At 43.7% G+C, this 16,225-nt stretch carries 16 protein-coding genes; 13 read left to right on the top strand and 3 right to left on the bottom strand.

Annotated features, from left to right (window positions below):
- The first annotated feature begins 84 nt into the window (after positions 1–84).
- From G5B30_RS02240 to G5B30_RS02220, 5 genes are all read left to right on the top strand, one after another.
- On the top strand, positions 85–555 hold the full coding sequence (locus G5B30_RS02240) for an Lrp/AsnC ligand binding domain-containing protein (RefSeq protein WP_165318323.1): 471 nt from the start codon (positions 85–87) through the stop codon (positions 553–555).
- Positions 556–619: 64 nt separating this feature from the next.
- The gene (mutL, locus tag G5B30_RS02235; protein ID WP_165318322.1) at positions 620–2,491 is read left to right on the top strand and encodes a DNA mismatch repair endonuclease MutL; all 1,872 of its coding nucleotides are present in this window, start codon (positions 620–622) and stop codon (positions 2,489–2,491) included.
- Between the two features lie 26 nt (positions 2,492–2,517).
- On the top strand, positions 2,518–3,222 hold the full coding sequence (locus G5B30_RS02230) for a rhomboid family intramembrane serine protease (RefSeq protein WP_165318321.1): 705 nt from the start codon (positions 2,518–2,520) through the stop codon (positions 3,220–3,222).
- A gap of 12 nt (positions 3,223–3,234) precedes the next feature.
- Positions 3,235–4,104, top strand: a complete 870-nt coding sequence (locus G5B30_RS02225) for a rhomboid family intramembrane serine protease (RefSeq protein ID WP_165318320.1) — start codon at positions 3,235–3,237, stop codon at positions 4,102–4,104.
- A complete protein-coding gene (locus G5B30_RS02220; protein WP_165318319.1) occupies positions 4,104–5,225 on the top strand; it encodes an endonuclease/exonuclease/phosphatase family protein in 1,122 nt (373 codons plus the stop codon). Before G5B30_RS02225 ends, G5B30_RS02220 begins: the two co-directional genes overlap by 1 nt.
- On the opposite strand, the gene G5B30_RS02215 is transcribed toward G5B30_RS02220, so the two are convergent.
- Entirely contained in the window at positions 5,194–6,837 is a 1,644-nt protein-coding gene (locus tag G5B30_RS02215) for a S41 family peptidase (protein WP_165318318.1), read from the bottom strand. The genes G5B30_RS02220 and G5B30_RS02215 overlap by 32 nt on opposite strands.
- Before the next feature lie 73 nt (positions 6,838–6,910).
- On the opposite strand from G5B30_RS02215, the gene G5B30_RS02210 reads away from it, so the two are divergent.
- The 3 genes from G5B30_RS02210 (at position 6,911) to G5B30_RS02200 (ending at position 9,483) form a co-directional block, all read left to right on the top strand.
- Positions 6,911–7,480 carry a hypothetical protein gene (locus G5B30_RS02210; protein ID WP_165318317.1) on the top strand — a complete coding sequence of 190 codons (570 nt, stop codon included), beginning with the start codon at positions 6,911–6,913 and terminating at the stop codon, positions 7,478–7,480.
- Between the two features lie 69 nt (positions 7,481–7,549).
- Positions 7,550–8,947 (top strand): class II fumarate hydratase, encoded by a 1,398-nt coding sequence (fumC, locus tag G5B30_RS02205; protein WP_165318316.1) that lies wholly within the window; start codon positions 7,550–7,552, stop codon positions 8,945–8,947.
- A gap of 62 nt (positions 8,948–9,009) precedes the next feature.
- Entirely contained in the window at positions 9,010–9,483 is a 474-nt protein-coding gene (locus tag G5B30_RS02200; RefSeq protein ID WP_317164302.1) for a fumarate hydratase, read from the top strand.
- A 6-nt stretch (positions 9,484–9,489) separates the two neighbouring features.
- On the opposite strand, the gene G5B30_RS02195 is transcribed toward G5B30_RS02200, so the two are convergent.
- Entirely contained in the window at positions 9,490–10,011 is a 522-nt protein-coding gene (locus tag G5B30_RS02195; RefSeq protein WP_165318314.1) for an NADPH-dependent FMN reductase, read from the bottom strand.
- Positions 10,012–10,212: 201 nt separating this feature from the next.
- On the opposite strand from G5B30_RS02195, the gene G5B30_RS02190 reads away from it, so the two are divergent.
- Genes G5B30_RS02190 through lepB form a run of 5 tightly spaced genes read left to right on the top strand, consistent with a single transcriptional unit; the run spans position 10,213 to position 14,979 of the window.
- Positions 10,213–11,010: a ParA family protein gene (locus G5B30_RS02190; protein ID WP_165318313.1), complete on the top strand. Its 798-nt coding sequence runs from the start codon at positions 10,213–10,215 to the stop codon at positions 11,008–11,010.
- A 3-nt stretch (positions 11,011–11,013) separates the two neighbouring features.
- Positions 11,014–11,937 carry a ParB/RepB/Spo0J family partition protein gene (locus G5B30_RS02185; RefSeq protein ID WP_165318312.1) on the top strand — a complete coding sequence of 308 codons (924 nt, stop codon included), beginning with the start codon at positions 11,014–11,016 and terminating at the stop codon, positions 11,935–11,937.
- Positions 11,937–12,677: a DUF5683 domain-containing protein gene (locus G5B30_RS02180; protein WP_165318311.1), complete on the top strand. Its 741-nt coding sequence runs from the start codon at positions 11,937–11,939 to the stop codon at positions 12,675–12,677. Before G5B30_RS02185 ends, G5B30_RS02180 begins: the two co-directional genes overlap by 1 nt.
- A 29-nt stretch (positions 12,678–12,706) precedes the next feature.
- Positions 12,707–13,444 (top strand): 4-hydroxy-tetrahydrodipicolinate reductase, encoded by a 738-nt coding sequence (dapB, locus tag G5B30_RS02175; protein WP_165318310.1) that lies wholly within the window; start codon positions 12,707–12,709, stop codon positions 13,442–13,444.
- Positions 13,445–13,467: 23 nt separating this feature from the next.
- Positions 13,468–14,979 carry a signal peptidase I gene (lepB, locus tag G5B30_RS02170; protein ID WP_165318309.1) on the top strand — a complete coding sequence of 504 codons (1,512 nt, stop codon included), beginning with the start codon at positions 13,468–13,470 and terminating at the stop codon, positions 14,977–14,979.
- A 510-nt stretch (positions 14,980–15,489) separates the two neighbouring features.
- Here the strand turns inward: lepB and G5B30_RS02165 are convergent.
- Positions 15,490–16,209 carry a pyridoxine 5'-phosphate synthase gene (locus tag G5B30_RS02165; RefSeq protein WP_165318308.1) on the bottom strand — a complete coding sequence of 240 codons (720 nt, stop codon included), beginning with the start codon at positions 16,207–16,209 and terminating at the stop codon, positions 15,490–15,492.
- Between the last annotated feature and the right edge of the window lie 16 nt (positions 16,210–16,225).

Raw genomic sequence — 16,225 nt, 5'->3', positions numbered from 1 at the left:
AGTGCAAATATTTTATCCAAAAATTGTTATTTTTATAAAAATTTCAAATAAAAGCATAAGAAAATAAAGAAATATCCGTTTTTTATGGAAAAAAGTTATTCAAATTACGATTTAGACAACCTTGATGTTCAGATTTTGTCCATTTTAATGGAAAATGCATCAACTCCTTATACCGAAATAGCAAAAAAACTTATTGTTTCTGGCGGAACTATTCATGTTCGCATGAAAAAAATGGAAGAATTGGGTATAATACACGGTTCAAACCTAATTATTAATCCACAGCGAGTCGGATTTGATATTACCGCTTTCCTTGGTATATATTTAGAGAAGGGCTCACAGTATGCAGATGCCGTGGAGCAGCTTAGACAGGTGAAGGAGGTTGTAGAGTTGCATTATTGCACGGGTCAATACAGTATGTTTGCCAAAATTATCTGTAGAGATACCGCTCACCTTCGTAAGGTGTTGAATGAAGATATACAGGGCCTTAAAGGGATCCAACGTACGGAAACTATTATTTCTCTGGAAGAAAGTATCAAGCGGCAGATTACGTTGTAAAAAACACAACGCGGTTTGGTGCGAATTCCTATAGGCTTTCTTTTTTTTCGTAACTTCGCAGGGTATGTCTGATATCATTCAATTACTACCAGATGCCGTCGCGAATCAGATTGCTGCGGGAGAAGTTGTGCAACGACCGTCTTCTGCTGTTAAAGAGCTTATGGAAAATGCGATAGATGCCGGTGCAGATCGTATTCAGCTTATCGTTCGCAATGCGGGCAAATCACTTATTCAGGTTATCGACAATGGACATGGGATGAGTATCACCGATGCGCGCCTATGTTTCGAAAGACATGCAACCAGTAAAATCCGTAAGGCTGAAGATCTGTTTGCTATACGGACAATGGGATTTAGGGGTGAGGCCATGGCTTCCATAGCGGCTATTGCACATGTAGAGCTCAAAACCCGCCGCCCGGAGGATGAACTGGGTACGGTCATACAGATCGAAGGTTCGCGTGTGGTCGATCAGTCGCCCGAAGCAGTTCCGGTAGGAACCTGTATAGCTGTCAAAAATTTATTTTATAATGTACCCGCCCGACGCAATTTTCTAAAAAGCAATGCCGTCGAAATGCGCCATATTATCGATGAATTTCAACGTATGGCGTTGGCACATCCCGATTTATTTTTTAGCTTACATAATGAAGGAAATGAGCTTTTCCATCTCGTGCCGGGCGCGTTAAAACAGCGGATTATCCATCTCTTTGGAAATAATTACAACCAAAAGCTGGTGCCGGTGGAGGAGGAGACCACCATTCTCACGGTCAACGGATTTGTGGGTAAACCGGAATTTGCGAAGAAGACACGGGGCGAACAGTTTTTCTTTGTCAACAAACGCTTTGTAAAAGACCCCTATCTTCATCATGCTATCATGAATGCGTATGAAGATATCCTTCCTGCGGACACCTATCCGTTGTATGTACTGTTTATCGAAATAGACCCGAGTAAGATTGATATTAATGTACATCCCACAAAGACGGAGATTAAGTACGAAGATGAACGGGCTATATATGCTATCTTACGGTCTGCGGTAAAGCGGTCATTAGGACGTTATAATATTGCTCCTTCTTTGGATTTTGATCAGGAGACGAGTTTCGGTAATTTCATTACACCCAAGCCTTTGGACGAGATACAGGTACCCACGATAACTTTTAATCCGAACTTTAATCCTTTTGATACGGATGAAGTGTCTTCGGGCTCGCCGGGCGTATCACGAGCCGGGCAATATAGTTCGACGTTGGAACGGAAGGCCGATATTCCTAAAAATTGGGATACGCTCTATCAGATCACGGAGCAGGAACAGGTGGAGCAACTGCATCTCACTCCGAAGGGGAATGAAGAGGATCAGTTTGGGGAGTTTGCCGAGAGCAGGAAACAGTTCTTTCAAATACATAACCGATATATTGTATCGCAGATCCATTCTGGGTTTATCCTGATCGATCAACAGGCAGCACATGAGCGAATACTGTTTGAGCAATATGTAGATCAGTTGGATCGGCATAAGGGAACGAGCCAGCAGAGTTTATTTCCCGTAACGGTGGATCTGAATGCGGCTGATTTTGCGCTGATGTCTGAGTTGCTTCCGGACCTGCAGACTTTAGGCTTTCAGCTCCGGCCTTTTGGAAAAACAACCTATATCATCGATGGTATTCCGGCAGATCTGGGGAATAATGTAAACGAAACTGCCGTTATCGAAAAGCTATTGGAAGATGTCAAAAATAATAAATCGGAACTGAAGATCAGTAAGCGCGAAAACCTGGCCAAAAGTCTGGCCCGAAGTGCGGCATTAAAGGCGGGGACGGCCTTGGGCAATGACGAGATGGCAGAAATTATCGACAAACTGTTTGCCTGTCAGAGCCCGAATACGTCTATACATGGTAAGCCTACGCTTGTGACCTTTACGTTGCAGGAGCTCTTGGAAAAATTTAATAAGCTATAACTTGATTTGTAAAACAGATGAATAATATGTTGTCTAATTTATCACCCGTCGTCAAAAATCTCCTCATCCTGAATGTCATCTGCTTTATCGGATCCATGATATTTGAGCCTGCTACCCGTTTTTTTGGTGTTTACTATCCGGATTCGCCATTTTTTAAACCTTGGCAGCCCATTACCTATATGTTTATGCACGGGGGAATAAGCCATATTTTCTTTAATATGTTTGCGCTGGTGATGTTTGGTTCCATTATCGAACAGATGTTTGGCTCCAAGCGTTTCCTGAATTATTATCTTATATGTGGTTTGGGGGCTTTGGCGCTCCAATATGGAGTGCAGGCTTTCGAAGTACAGCATATTGCGGGGACTTTCCGGGCAAGCTCATATATGGAGTTTAATCTGGTGCAAAATAGAATGTCTACACAGCTGAATATTTCGCAAAGTGATTTTGATACGTTGGCCTCGATCTATACGACGCCCATGGTAGGTGCTTCGGGTGCGATTTTTGGATTATTGTTGGCTTTTGCCTACCTTTTTCCAAACATGCCCTTATATTTTATGTTTATTCCTGTACCGATCAAGGCGAAATACTTCGTTGGGGCATACATATTGATTGAGATTTATCTGGGCTTTAACAACTCCGGATCATCGATAGCCCATTTGGCCCACGTAGGTGGGGCCTTGTTTGGCTTTATTCTGATTAAGGCCTGGCGGATAAAAAGAGGGTATTATTAAGACAAAGCAGTTATGAGGGAAAATGTCGTCAAATCATTTTTGCGGGATACGTACCAAACATCCTCTCCGATTCCTTTTATCATAACTGGTCAGGTCGTCCTATTCGTGCTGATCCATCTTTTTGAGCTGATTGCCTTTGCAGAAATAACCGATAAAAATTTATTTTCTTTCTTTTTTGGACAACTGAGTCTACCGGGCTCGTTTGTGACGTTTGTCCAGCAACCTTGGTCTATTCTGACACATCCGTTTATCTACGCCGGTATTTTTGATATTTTATTTGACTGCCTCTGGCTGTACTGGATCGGTAATATGTTTTTGAATTTTCTGAACCGTCGTCAGTTTTGGTTTGTGTTCGGTGGCGGGCTGTTGGGGGGCGCCATATTTTATCTACTCATGGGACAACTGGGCACGCTGAGCAGTGGTGCCTATTGGAATACGACTGCATTTGGACTGGCGGCATTGATTAGCGGGATCGCTATCCTCGTACCTACTCTGGAGGTCAGGCTTTTTATCTTCGGCAACGTAAAGTTTCGAACAATCGCCCTTGTCTACCTTGCTTTAGAGCTGCTGTTTACCGGGCTCCAAAATACACAAGCTATCGTACCTTATATGGCGATGATTATATTCGGTGTGGTCTTCATGCATCAACTCAAAAACGGCAAGGACTGGAGCATGATCTTACAGGTGAAAAAACGCAGGAAGCTCCAGGTAATCCATAAAAAGGAAGAGCAGGGGAGTACATTCCGTAGAAAGCACCCTTATGATTTACCGAATCAGGAGGAGATAGACCAGATATTGGATAAAATTTCTCAAAGTGGTTATGATAATCTAACATCACGGGAGAAGGAGATACTTTTTAGGGCGAGTAAGCAAGAGGAGTAATGGCAGAGCGATTCGATAGACATAAACTTGGCTATTTTAGTAAGGCGGTGATGTTCGCCAATATAGGAGCGGTAGTGGTCTTATTGCTAAGCTATTGCGCAGCGTATATCGATCCGGTTTCTTTTTGGCCCATAGCGTTTTTTGGTTTAGCGTATCTTCCGATCTTGGTTATCAATCTTGGTTTTGTCGTATACTGGCTGCTTCGCAAAAGAAGGTATATGCTTGTGAGTCTTATCGCTATCTTAGTGGGATGGAATTTGCTCAATCAGCATATTAACTTTAAAAATAATGAAGCCAAAATTGTGGTCAAAGCCGATAGTAACCTTCGGGTGATGAGCTTCAATGCGCACCTCTTTCAACATTTTGAAGAAGTCGGCGCGGATCATAATTTCAAGGGGGAAACCGTGGAGCTGGTGAATGCTGTAAACCCGGATATTGTTTGCTTTCAGGAGTTTTATAGCCGCATTAAAGGCGAAAGGCAATTTACACGCATATTGAATCGGCAAGCAGGTTTTGAAGACTATTATTTTGAACCCTATGTAAAGAATGAGTTCGAAGGGTATGGACAGGCTATATTCTCAAAATACCCGATCATTCATTCCGGAGCCATATCGAAACACGGTTATGGCGTCAATAGGATCATCTTCGTAGACATCAAACGAGAGGTAGATACCCTCCGTGTATACAATGTGCATTTGCGCTCATTCGCTTTACAGGAAGAAGATAAGGAGCTCATTCAGAAATCGGCCAGTGGACAGGTACACGACGAACAGGGGACCAAACGTATAGGGCGGAAGCTCCGAGAGGCATTCAGGCATCGAAGCGAACAGGCCAAATCGCTACGTAAGCATATCGAAAGTAGCCCCTACCCCTGTATCGTGGCAGGTGATTTTAACGATACGCCGATGTCGTATAGCGTGAATTTGATCGGTAAGGGGATGTGGAATGCTTTTCAGCAGAAAGGATTTGGTTGGGGTGTGACACACTATACCCTGCTACCTCTATTTCAGATTGACTATATCTTCTGCGATAAAGGCTTTCACGTCGATAATTATGGTATTATCAAGGAACGCTTGTCCGATCATTATCCTATTTGGGCAGACTTGAGTCTAAATCTGTAGACAACGTGTCAGAAGGTAAAGGTTTGAGCAGGGTTAATGCTTCTTCGACATAGTCATCCGTACGGTTCTTCACTTTAAAATACGCTTCGCGCCCAAAGTAATAGCGTCCTACGATGGCCTCGATATCCGTTTGGATCAGCTCCAATAAATCTTCCTGCTTCCGCTCGTTAATGACAAAGCCTTTTTTTGCTAAGTAGTCAATAAATGTGTCGTATTCCTGTTGTGGTAAATGGTAGCCTTGAAGAAAATTTTCAATGGAATAAGCGGGTAAGCGCCGGGTAAATCTTTCGTAGACAAACTGTTCCAAATAACTGGAGCCTACAATTTCCTGATAGAGGAGGTTGAGAGTGTTGGAGTCTACGGATACATGGAGGTCCGGTGTGATGCCGCCGCCGCTGAACAACTGTTTTCCTTCTGTCGTTTCAAACATTTGCGTCTGTGCCAATGTGGTATCTAACGCCCATAGGCCTTTATACATATGGGCATAGTCGGTCATGTTGGACCAATTTGGAATATATTTCTTTTGGATGCTTCTCCCCAAAGGGGTATAGTATCTGGAAATACTCAGGTTAATTCGCGAACCGTCCGCAAAGTCAAATTGTTCCTGTACAATACCCTTGCCATAAGACCGGCGTCCGACGATGGTGGCCCTATCCCAATCCTGTAGGGCACCCGAAAGAATCTCAGCAGCGGATGCTGTGCCCTCATTAATCAGCACGATAAGTTTCCCTTCCGCATACGAACCGTTGCCCTCCGAATAATACTCCCGCTTTTGTTCGTGTGCCCCTTCGGTATAGACGATGAGCTTTTTGTCTTTGAAGAATTCGTTCGCCACGCGAATCGCAATATGGAAATACCCTCCACCATTGTCGCGCAAATCCAAGATAAGACGACTTGCGCCTTGCTTTTTTAAATCCGCAATAGCGGTCTTGAAATTTTGAGCTGTCTTCAATCCAAAGCGACGTATGCGGATATATCCGATGGTTGGTTCGATCATATAGGACACATCGATAGAGCTGACCTGGATCTGATCGCGTATGACTGTGATGGGGGCTTCTATGAGGTTGCCCTCTCGGATAACCTGCAGGTAAACCGGAGTGCCTTTTTTTCCTCTTATCAATTTTTTTATGACGGCCTGTGTCAGGCTTTGACCGGTTACTTGTGTGGAGTCTATCTGAAGGATGCGGTCACCGACTTTAACACCTGCTTTTTCTGCGGGACCATTAGTGATGAGTCCGACAACTAACAAGGTGTCATTTAGATTAAAATATTCCAATCCGATGCCTTCAAAAGTACCCTCCAAGGCTTCTGTCTGGGCACGGGTGTCATTGGGTAGGAGGTAAGAAGAGTAAGGGTCCAAATGAGCGATGATATGGTTGATAGCACCATTTTGTAGCGAATCGATATCCAAACTATCCATATAGCTGTGAATAATCAGATCCAGCGCTTGTTGGATTTTGTAAGAATGATCAGAAAGGCCAATCGGTACCAGCGTGCTTACGGGCTTGCTACCTTGCTGATCGGCGTAGTTCTGACCCAGTATTAGCCCGAGTAATAAAGTAGCGCCATACGTAGCAGCCACGAAAATATTACGACCTGTACCTCTTTGCATTTAGCTGCAAAAATAAACAGTTAATTTAACTTATTCGTCAAATTTATCTAAGTTTGATATCTAACAAACATTTATGCACGAGATCGAACCCTTTTACAATTGGCGTCATGATTACATTGCATCGGAAGATGAAAGATCCCCGTTTTATGGCGTGGTGTATAACGAGTTTGAGTTCGATAAGCAAATCTATAACTTCCTCTTACATCCGCAGTGGGACGATTTTGGTTCCCATACGCTTTACCTTAAGGTTCTCTATGTCGATTATGATCGTCAATATACGGTTATCGAACTGATCGGAGAGTGGAATGACGCGATATACAATGATATCATGTTGCTGAAGCGGGAAGTGATCGATACGATGATCGGCGACGGAATTACAAAATTTATCCTTATCGGTGAAAATGTTTTAAATTTCCATGCTTCGGACGATTCATATTATGAAGAATGGTTTCAGGATATTGAAGACGGGTGGATAGCTGCCCTGCATTTTCGGGATCACGTTGTTGCGGAATTTGCACAGCACCACATTGATTATTATATCAATTTTGGAGGACTCCTCAATGAGATACCCTGGCGGGCATTACGGCCGAAGCAACTTTTCCATCATGTTCAAGACTATGTGCAGAAAAGATTAGGCATGTAAACGTTCCCTATTCTCTTGGGAATTCCCTAACTTTGTGGAGCAGAAATTTTTAATTTTTTACTTCATATCATGTCATTCAGAATAGAAAAAGATACCATGGGTGAAGTTCAGGTGCCTTCCGATAAATATTGGGGTGCACAGACTGAACGTTCACGCAACAACTTTAAGATTGGTCCGGCCGCTTCCATGCCGAGTGAAATTATTCAAGGATTTGCCTATTTAAAAAAGGCAGCAGCCTATGCGAATCATGAATTGGGTATTTTGTCGATCGAAAAGCGCGATGCTATAGCTGCTGTTTGCGACGAAATATTAGCTGGAAAATTAGACGATCAGTTTCCATTGGTCATCTGGCAGACCGGATCAGGAACACAATCCAACATGAACGTCAATGAAGTTGTTGCCAACCGTGCACAAGTATTGGCAGGCGGAAAGATAGGAGAAGGGGAACCTGTGCTAAAAGCGAATGACGATGTCAACAAATCACAGTCGTCCAATGATACCTTCCCCACAGGTATGCATATCGCTGCATATAAAGCCGTCGTCGAAGTGACTATTCCCGGTGTGGAAAAACTCCGTGACACCTTAAAACGGAAGTCGGATGAGTTTATGAACGTGGTGAAAATAGGTCGTACCCACTTGATGGATGCTACTCCGCTAACATTGGGTCAGGAACTTTCCGGATATGTCGCCCAACTAAATCACGGTTTGAGGGCTTTGAAAAATACACTTTCGCACTTGTCTGAACTGGCGCTGGGTGGTACTGCAGTGGGTACCGGATTGAATACCCCTGCTGGCTATGATGTCGTCGTTGCGAAATATATCGCCCAATTCACCGGGCATCCGTTTGTCACGGCGGAGAATAAGTTTGAAGCACTGGCAGCACACGATGCTATCGTGGAGACACATGGCGCATTAAAGCAACTGGCCGTATCGCTGAACAAAATTGCAAACGATATCCGTATGTTGGCTTCAGGTCCGCGTTCGGGTATAGGTGAGATCATCATACCCGAAAATGAACCGGGATCATCGATTATGCCGGGGAAGGTTAACCCGACACAATGTGAAGCTTTGACGATGGTGGCAGCACAGGTGATGGGCAATGATGTGGCGATCACAATCGGTGGCACGCAAGGGCATTATGAGCTGAATGTGTTCAAACCGGTGATGGCGGCGAATTTCTTGCAATCGGCGCGTTTAATCGGCGACGCTTGTGTGTCGTTTGAAGAGCATTGTGCAGTAGGTATTGAACCGAATTATGCACGTATCAAAGAACTAGTCGATAATTCTTTGATGTTAGTAACGGCGTTGAATACCAAAATCGGGTATTATAAAGCTGCGGAAATTGCGCAAACGGCGCATCGCAACAATTCCACACTAAAGGAGACGGCTATCGCCTTGGGTTACGTCACTGCAGAGCAGTTTGACGAGTGGGTGAAGCCGGAAGATATGGTTGGAAGCTTAAAATAACAACGTTGTACAACAGCTTTAAAATATATAGTGAACAAGCACATCTATTCCTTTGTATAGGTGTGCTTTTCGCTTTTTTGTCCTGCCAGCGGCATTCGGATATGCAGGAGGAGGGGGCAGCTTTTTTGCAGGGGGTCTGGCAACAAGATAGTATTCCGGGGCAGGAAGATATGCTCCGTTATACGCTACATGAGTTGCGTTTCACCTGTGATTCCATGTATGCCACTATGTATGTACATGCCAGCGTTAAAACCATGCCCGACAGTTGTTTTAAGGGTGGCCAATGGACAGAATATGCCAAAGCTGTATATGTCGTGCGCGGAGACAGCATGATCGTCGAAGGGGTGTACACCAAAGAAAACGGCAAGCAAAAAATATCAGGATGTTATAAGCATGGGCAATATCTCCCCCGGTTTAAAATTGCTTATTATTCCTCTGATTCGCTGGTGTTGGAGAGCCGATTTGATTCCCGCCCCCTTATTATGAAAAAGACAGCAGATATCGTGTGTGTCCCGAAGAAAAGATGGGAAATGTAAAGCGTCTTAAAAAGCTAGTATTTCTTCAATTTGCTCATTGACGAATTTGATGGTTGTATTATCCATGAGAACCTGTTCATCGTTAAGCTCATTTTGAATATGGGGAATATGTATTTTAAGGGGTAAGACATGCATGCGTAGATAGTTGCATACGCCCGTGAAGTGATCAACCCCCCGTATGTTTCCATATTTTCCGGACGATACACCTACCAGAATTGCTTTTTTATGGTGAAACGAGACCGGGAAAGTACAGGCGTCGACAAAAACTTTTAAAACGCCGGGATAGCTGCCGTTATATTCAGGGATGATAAAAATGATTTTTTTTGCTCTGGAAACACGTTCTTGAATGGGGAGAAAAGCTTCACTCCGTTTGTTGTAAAGGTCGGTGAAAATCAGGTCGTGCGGTAAATCTTCCAACGACAGCAGATCCCATGTTTCTCCTTTTCTCTCCAGCTCTTGGCGGTAATAATTAGCCACTTTTAAAGAGTTACTCCCCAGTCTATTAGTTCCCGAAATAATCAAATTCATTGTGTACTTGTAACTTATTTTAATCAATATACGACTTTAACAAATCGTAAATCAATTTTTTGTATCTTAGCATCCTGAGTTCTGACTCAAGAGGGTTCAAAATTAATAATTTTAACATCATTTAAGCATTTCGTTTATCGTCTGAATGTAAATTTGGTGCAAGCTTAGAATAAAACAAAGAAAGAAAAGGTTCGTAATCTCATGGGAAAAATTATTGCGATAGCAAATCAAAAAGGGGGAGTGGGGAAGACAACAACTTCGATTAATCTTGCGGCGAGCTTGGCTGTACTGGAATACAAGACCTTGTTGGTGGATGCCGATCCACAAGCAAACTCTACTTCTGGTATCGGTTTTGATCCGCGGGTGATAAAATCGAGTGTGTATGAGTGTTTGATTAATGATTTGGATTCCAAGGAGGCCATTCAATCGACAGAGACGCCTCATCTGGATTTATTGCCGGCACACATCGACCTTGTGGGAGCGGAAATTGAGATGATTAATCTCGATGAGCGGGAATATAAGATGAAGAAAATGCTTCATGCACTTAAAGAAGATTACGATTTCATCATTATTGACTGTTCGCCTTCTTTGGGATTGATCACCATTAATGCTTTGACCGCATCTGATTCGGTGATTATCCCGGTGCAATGTGAGTATTTTGCCTTGGAAGGACTGGGTAAGCTGTTGAACACGATTAAGATTGTCCAAAATCGTCTCAATCCGAGCTTAGCGATTGAAGGTATATTGTTGACGATGTATGATGTGCGCTTACGTCTTTCCAATCAGGTTGTGGAAGAGGTCCGCACCCATTTTAACGAATTGGTGTTCGAGACCATTATTCAACGTAATACACGATTGAGTGAAGCACCGAGCTTTGGTATTTCCGTTATTATGCACGATGCTTCCTGTAAAGGCGCTATTAATTACCTGAATTTAGCACGTGAGATCTTGCATAAAAATGGATTAGTTGAACATAATAAAGAACAAGCTATAGTGTAATATATGGCAGCATTACAACGAAAAACAGGATTGGGAAAAGGGTTAGGGGCTTTGCTGCAAGATGACCTGAAAATGCCCGCTAAAGCAGATGTTGCACAAAAAGGAGGATCAGAACCTGCGGGGACATCGGCGGTAGGTAGTATAAACTTTATAAAGATTGACCATGTTGCGGTAAATCCATTTCAACCACGGGCTGACTTTGATGAAGAAGCGCTATCGGAATTGGCGAAATCCATCCAGCTACAAGGGCTCATACAGCCCATAACCGTACGGCAGGTTGGAAAAAATCAATATCAGCTTATCAGCGGTGAACGCCGTCTGCGGGCCTCTAAGCTGGCCAACATCACGGAGATACCGGCCTACGTTCGCACCGCCAACGATCAACAGATGCTGGAGATGGCACTTATCGAAAATATTCAGCGTGAAAACCTGAATGCTATTGAGGTGGCATTGAGCTTTCAGCGGATGATTGAGGAGTGTAATCTCAAACAGGAAGAGCTCGGCGAACGGGTCAGCAAAAATAGGTCGACGGTAACGAATTATCTCCGACTACTGAAGCTACCACCTGTTATTCAGGCCGGGATTCGTGACGGGAGGATTTCGATGGGACATGCACGGGCATTGATTAATGTCGGCGAAATTGATAAGCAACTGTACGTTTTTCAGGAAATTATCGACAAGGGGCTTTCTGTACGTATGGCGGAGATTTTGGTCCGCAACATTCAACAGCAGACCAAACCCAAGAAAAATCAAAATGTGGGTAAACAACTGGATTTCCAGTACCAAAAGATAGAAGATGATCTGGCGTCCAAATTCTCTACGCGCGTGCGGTTGAATATGAAAAATAGCCGGGGTAAGGGAGCCATTGAAATACCTTTTGATTCGGAAGACGATCTGAGCCGTATTTTAGAGCTACTCGATTGGTAATGAAAAACGTATTTATTTTTCTGCTTATTTGTTGTAGCTTTTTTTACGCGATAGGGCAAGAGCAGGATTCTATTCCACCTCAGTTGGATACTTCTAAGGTAGATATGGCGATGGATACGCTTGTGAATGCTCAGGATACGGTCAAAAAAGAAACCCGGAAGGAACGGAGAGCACGATTAAAGGCAGAAAAAGAGCGGGAAAAATATTATTACAAAGATATCCTGAAAGATTCGACACGGCTTGCGATAGAAGAGCTTTCGAGGATAGCCTGGAAAAGGTCTCTTATTCTGCCCGGATGGGGGCAGTACACCAATGGTGGTCTGTGGTGGATTAAGGTTCCTGTGATTTATGGGGGCTTCGTGAGTGCTGTGATCATCTTTGATTACTGGCAGTGGTATTATAAAAAGTTTGGCGATGAGGCTGCATACCGTATTAATAATAATGGAGCCGTCAACGATCCGGATCTTGCACGTATCCAACAATTGGATTATCTGATACGACAGAAAGATTATGGGCGTCGTAACCGGGATCTTACTATTCTGGCCACCATCGGATGGTGGGGGCTGAATGTTGTAGAGGCATATACGACCTCTATTTTAAAATTTAGATATGATATAGGAGACGATCTGGCACTGAAAATGGCACCTACGATGTTGCCCATGACCAACCAACTGGGGTTTGCAGCACCGTTGGGAAGGCAGTTTATTCCAGGGATCAGGTTAACCATGAATATAAAATAAATAACCCTTGTAAACAAGAATAACAATTTATGAACGTAGTCTTACTTGGATATGGTAAAATGGGGCAGTTGATTGAAAAATTTGCTGTCAAACGCGGCCATGAAGTGGTCCTTATTGTGGATGAACATAATCGCTCCGAAATAACCGCAGAGGATCTGGCGGGTGCAGACGTTGCCATAGATTTCAGTACGCCTCATGCGGCGTTGGAGAATATCAATCTTTGCTTTGAAGCGGATCTTCCGCTTGTCGTAGGAACAACGGGTTGGTATGAACATCTGGAGGGGATCAAAGAAACATGCCAGCGAAATGGTCGGTCACTCTTGTACGGATCCAATTTTAGTATTGGTGTGAATATCTTTTTCCATATCAACCGGATGTTGGCCAAAGCCATTGCCCCCTATAAACAATATGATGTGCAGGTTGAAGAGATCCACCATATTCATAAATTGGATTCGCCAAGCGGGACAGCAATTACTATTGCTGAGGGCATCCTGGAAAATAACAGCTCGAAGTCTTCTTGGGTAAACGAACTCGTGGGGAGTGGCGAAGAAGTTATCGCTAAGCCCGATGAATTGTTGATTGAGAGCTTACGGATTGAGGAGGTTCCGGGGACACATACGGTATTATATAGCTCAGAAGTTGATCAGATCGAATTTAAGCATACCGCCCACAATAGAGACGGATTTGCTCTGGGAGCAGTAGTCGCAGCGGAATGGTTACAGGGGAAAAAGGGATTTTATCAGGTTACCGATATTTTTGATTTTTAATTTTGACTTTTTATTTTTAATCCATGTGGTATATTATTTTTGGAGTTTTAACAGTCGTATCGTTATATGGTCTCTGGCTGCTTTTTCGGAAAGCAGGTAAGCAGGGGTGGGAGGCAATCGTCCCATTTTACAGGGAATATGTAATGGCGCAGTTGGTGGGACGCCCGACGTGGTGGATTGTGTGGTTGTTCGTTCCGATTGTTAATATTTTTATTTTCTACGGCTTTTATCTGGACTTTGTCAAAGCCTTTGGTAAGCGTCGGTTTTGGGAAAATGCCGCTGCCGTCGTGTTTCCTTTCGTTGTTCTACCGATGTGGGGGAGAGATCCCAACGTAAAATACTTAGGCCAGACAAATTCAGAGGAATTCAAGAAGAAGTACCCTTATAAAAAATCTGTAGCCCGGGAATGGGCCGATGCTATTATTTTTGCTACAGTGGCTGCATCATTGATACGCGGCTTTATTCTCGAGGCGTATATGATTCCGACCGGCTCGATGGAAAGAACGTTGCTTGTGGGCGATTTTCTGTTTGTGAGTAAGCTGAATTATGGTCCGCGGATCCCGAATACTCCATTAGCTTTTCCTTTCGCACACCATACGATGCCTGTTACCGGAGGGAAAGCCTACTCGGAGCTTATTCAGCTTCCTTATAAGCGTTTGCCCGGTTTCCAGGAAATTAAACGTAATGATGTCGTCGTTTTCAATTTCCCTGCTGGAGACACGGTTGTGAAAGAGAACGAAGCGATTACCTATTATGACTATGTGCGGGGATTGGGGAAGGAAGCAGTGCATGCGCAGTTTACGGTCATCACACGACCTGTTGATAAACGTGAAAATTACATTAAACGCTGTGTAGGCATTCCGGGAGATGTCATTCAGATGGAGGGAGCCAAGCTCATCGTGAACGGACAACCTGGTTTTGTTCCGCCGGAAATGCAGGCTTCTTATATTGTGTATACCGATCCTTATGGTTTATCGACCGATATCTTTAAAAAATACCGCTTCGAGATGGATAGCATGTCCACCGACCCGGCAAATGGCATATACGTTTTATATATCACCGCTGAAGAAGCAGCTTTGGTGAAGAGCTGGTCGAATGTGAAGCAAGTGGTAGAAATCGTGCAGCAGGCAGATGAGGTACGCGGCGACACGTATCCGCATCATAAGGATTTTGCTTGGAATTTTGATAATTTCGGACCAATGACGGTACCGGCAAAAGGGTGGACTGTAGCGTTGGATAGCACGACGTTACCTGTATATGCCCGTGCGATAACGGTATATGAAGGTAATACTTTAGAAAAACGTGGGGATGAAATTTTCATTAACAACCAAAAGGCAGACTCCTATACATTTAAAATGAATTATTATTGGATGATGGGAGATAACAGACATAACTCTTTAGATTCTCGCAATTGGGGCTTCGTGCCAGAGGATCACATCGTCGGTAAAGCGTTATTTACCTGGATGAGCTGGGATAAAGATGGTAGCTTCCTGACTAAAATCCGTTGGAACAGGATCTTTAAGGGGATTAATTAATGTTCCCTTGGGCCGGGAGGGCCCTTCATTTTTTTCTTGACAAAAAAACGAAGCAAAAAAGTCAAGGCTTGGATACTGTTACGCTAAAAATAGCTCGAAATCCGGAATGTATTTGAGCCGTTCCGCTTCGCTGCACTTCTTAAATCCATTCTTATCGGACTTCTTCTATTTTTTACGCTACAGCATCCTATGCCGTTTGTTTACGGAAACGTCCTTGGATGTGCGCAACGGTCAGGTTTTAGTCGATATTATTTAGATCTGTGTATTGAGACGTGAGACGTCAGATGTTAGCCTGCCTGCGGTAGGCAGGATTTGAGAAAAAAAGCAGAACCCGTACAAGCACTAAAAATGTCGCCTCAGCGGGTCGCGGATGGTAGGAAGGAAGAGACGATGTAGCGAGCCGGTACAGCGACGAGTTTTGGGTACTTTTTGCGGTCAAAAAGTACAAAAAGCCCCTTCGCGGCTCGAGCGATAGTAAAGAAAGAGGAAAAAGTAAGATAAAATCTATAACTAAACCTTCAACGCTGCTAAATACCTTTTAATCGTTTCCTCTAACCCGAGGTATAACGCATCAGCTATCAGCGCATGACCAATACTTACCTCAAGCAGGTCAGGGATATGCTGATTAAAGTAGGCAAGGTTATTCAAGTCAAGATCATGTCCTGCATTTAATCCTAAACCCACTTCACGGGCTTTAACAGCTGCTTTAAAATACGGTTCGATAGCTTTTTCTTTGTCATAGCCGTAGTCGGCTGCATAGGCTTCGGTGTAGAGCTCGATCCGGTCTGTTCCGGTTTCTGCAGCTCCTTCCACCATATCTTCCTCGGGGTCGACAAATATAGATACCCGGATACCTTGGTCCTTAAATATTTTGACCATTTCTTTGAGATAATCCTGATGTTTCAACGTATCCCACCCATGATTGGATGTAATCTGTCCTAATGCATCCGGCACTAGGGTAACCTGTGTGGGTTGGTTTGCAAGCACGAGGTCTACAAATTTGTGTTCCTGACAGTTTCCTTCAATATTAAACTCCGTAACAATATTCGCTTTTAGATCGTATACATCCTGATAACGGATGTGCCTTTCATCCGGTCTGGGATGGACGGTGATACCCTGTGCGCCGAAACGTTCGCAAGCGAGCGCTGTAGTGAGTACATTCGGCACATTTCCGCCACGGGAATTGCGCAGCGTAGCAATCTTATTGATATTAACAGAAAGTTTTGTCATGTCGTCTACATTGAAT

The sequence above is a fragment of the Sphingobacterium sp. SGG-5 genome (assembly GCF_011043525.1).
GTDB lineage: Bacteria > Bacteroidota > Bacteroidia > Sphingobacteriales > Sphingobacteriaceae > Sphingobacterium.
The sequence above is the reverse complement of the archived record's forward strand: the minus strand, read 5'-3'. Positions and strand labels throughout refer to the sequence as shown.

What these genes read in the sequence shown, in the direction of transcription:
- G5B30_RS02240 (WP_165318323.1), top strand. Translation starts at nt 85, where the DNA reads ATGGAAAAAAGTTATTCAAATTACGATTTAGACAACCTTGATGTTCAG.
- lepB (WP_165318309.1), top strand. Translation starts at nt 13,468, where the DNA reads ATGTGGTATATTATTTTTGGAGTTTTAACAGTCGTATCGTTATATGGT.
- G5B30_RS02210 (WP_165318317.1), top strand. Translation starts at nt 6,911, where the DNA reads ATGCACGAGATCGAACCCTTTTACAATTGGCGTCATGATTACATTGCA.
- G5B30_RS02195 (WP_165318314.1), bottom strand. Translation starts at nt 10,011, where the DNA reads ATGAATTTGATTATTTCGGGAACTAATAGACTGGGGAGTAACTCTTTA.
- G5B30_RS02165 (WP_165318308.1), bottom strand. Translation starts at nt 16,209, where the DNA reads ATGACAAAACTTTCTGTTAATATCAATAAGATTGCTACGCTGCGCAAT.
- G5B30_RS02180 (WP_165318311.1), top strand. Translation starts at nt 11,937, where the DNA reads ATGAAAAACGTATTTATTTTTCTGCTTATTTGTTGTAGCTTTTTTTAC.
- G5B30_RS02190 (WP_165318313.1), top strand. Translation starts at nt 10,213, where the DNA reads ATGGGAAAAATTATTGCGATAGCAAATCAAAAAGGGGGAGTGGGGAAG.
- G5B30_RS02215 (WP_165318318.1), bottom strand. Translation starts at nt 6,837, where the DNA reads ATGCAAAGAGGTACAGGTCGTAATATTTTCGTGGCTGCTACGTATGGC.
- mutL (WP_165318322.1), top strand. Translation starts at nt 620, where the DNA reads ATGTCTGATATCATTCAATTACTACCAGATGCCGTCGCGAATCAGATT.
- G5B30_RS02230 (WP_165318321.1), top strand. Translation starts at nt 2,518, where the DNA reads ATGTTGTCTAATTTATCACCCGTCGTCAAAAATCTCCTCATCCTGAAT.
- G5B30_RS02185 (WP_165318312.1), top strand. Translation starts at nt 11,014, where the DNA reads ATGGCAGCATTACAACGAAAAACAGGATTGGGAAAAGGGTTAGGGGCT.
- G5B30_RS02220 (WP_165318319.1), top strand. Translation starts at nt 4,104, where the DNA reads ATGGCAGAGCGATTCGATAGACATAAACTTGGCTATTTTAGTAAGGCG.
- dapB (WP_165318310.1), top strand. Translation starts at nt 12,707, where the DNA reads ATGAACGTAGTCTTACTTGGATATGGTAAAATGGGGCAGTTGATTGAA.
- G5B30_RS02225 (WP_165318320.1), top strand. Translation starts at nt 3,235, where the DNA reads ATGAGGGAAAATGTCGTCAAATCATTTTTGCGGGATACGTACCAAACA.
- fumC (WP_165318316.1), top strand. Translation starts at nt 7,550, where the DNA reads ATGTCATTCAGAATAGAAAAAGATACCATGGGTGAAGTTCAGGTGCCT.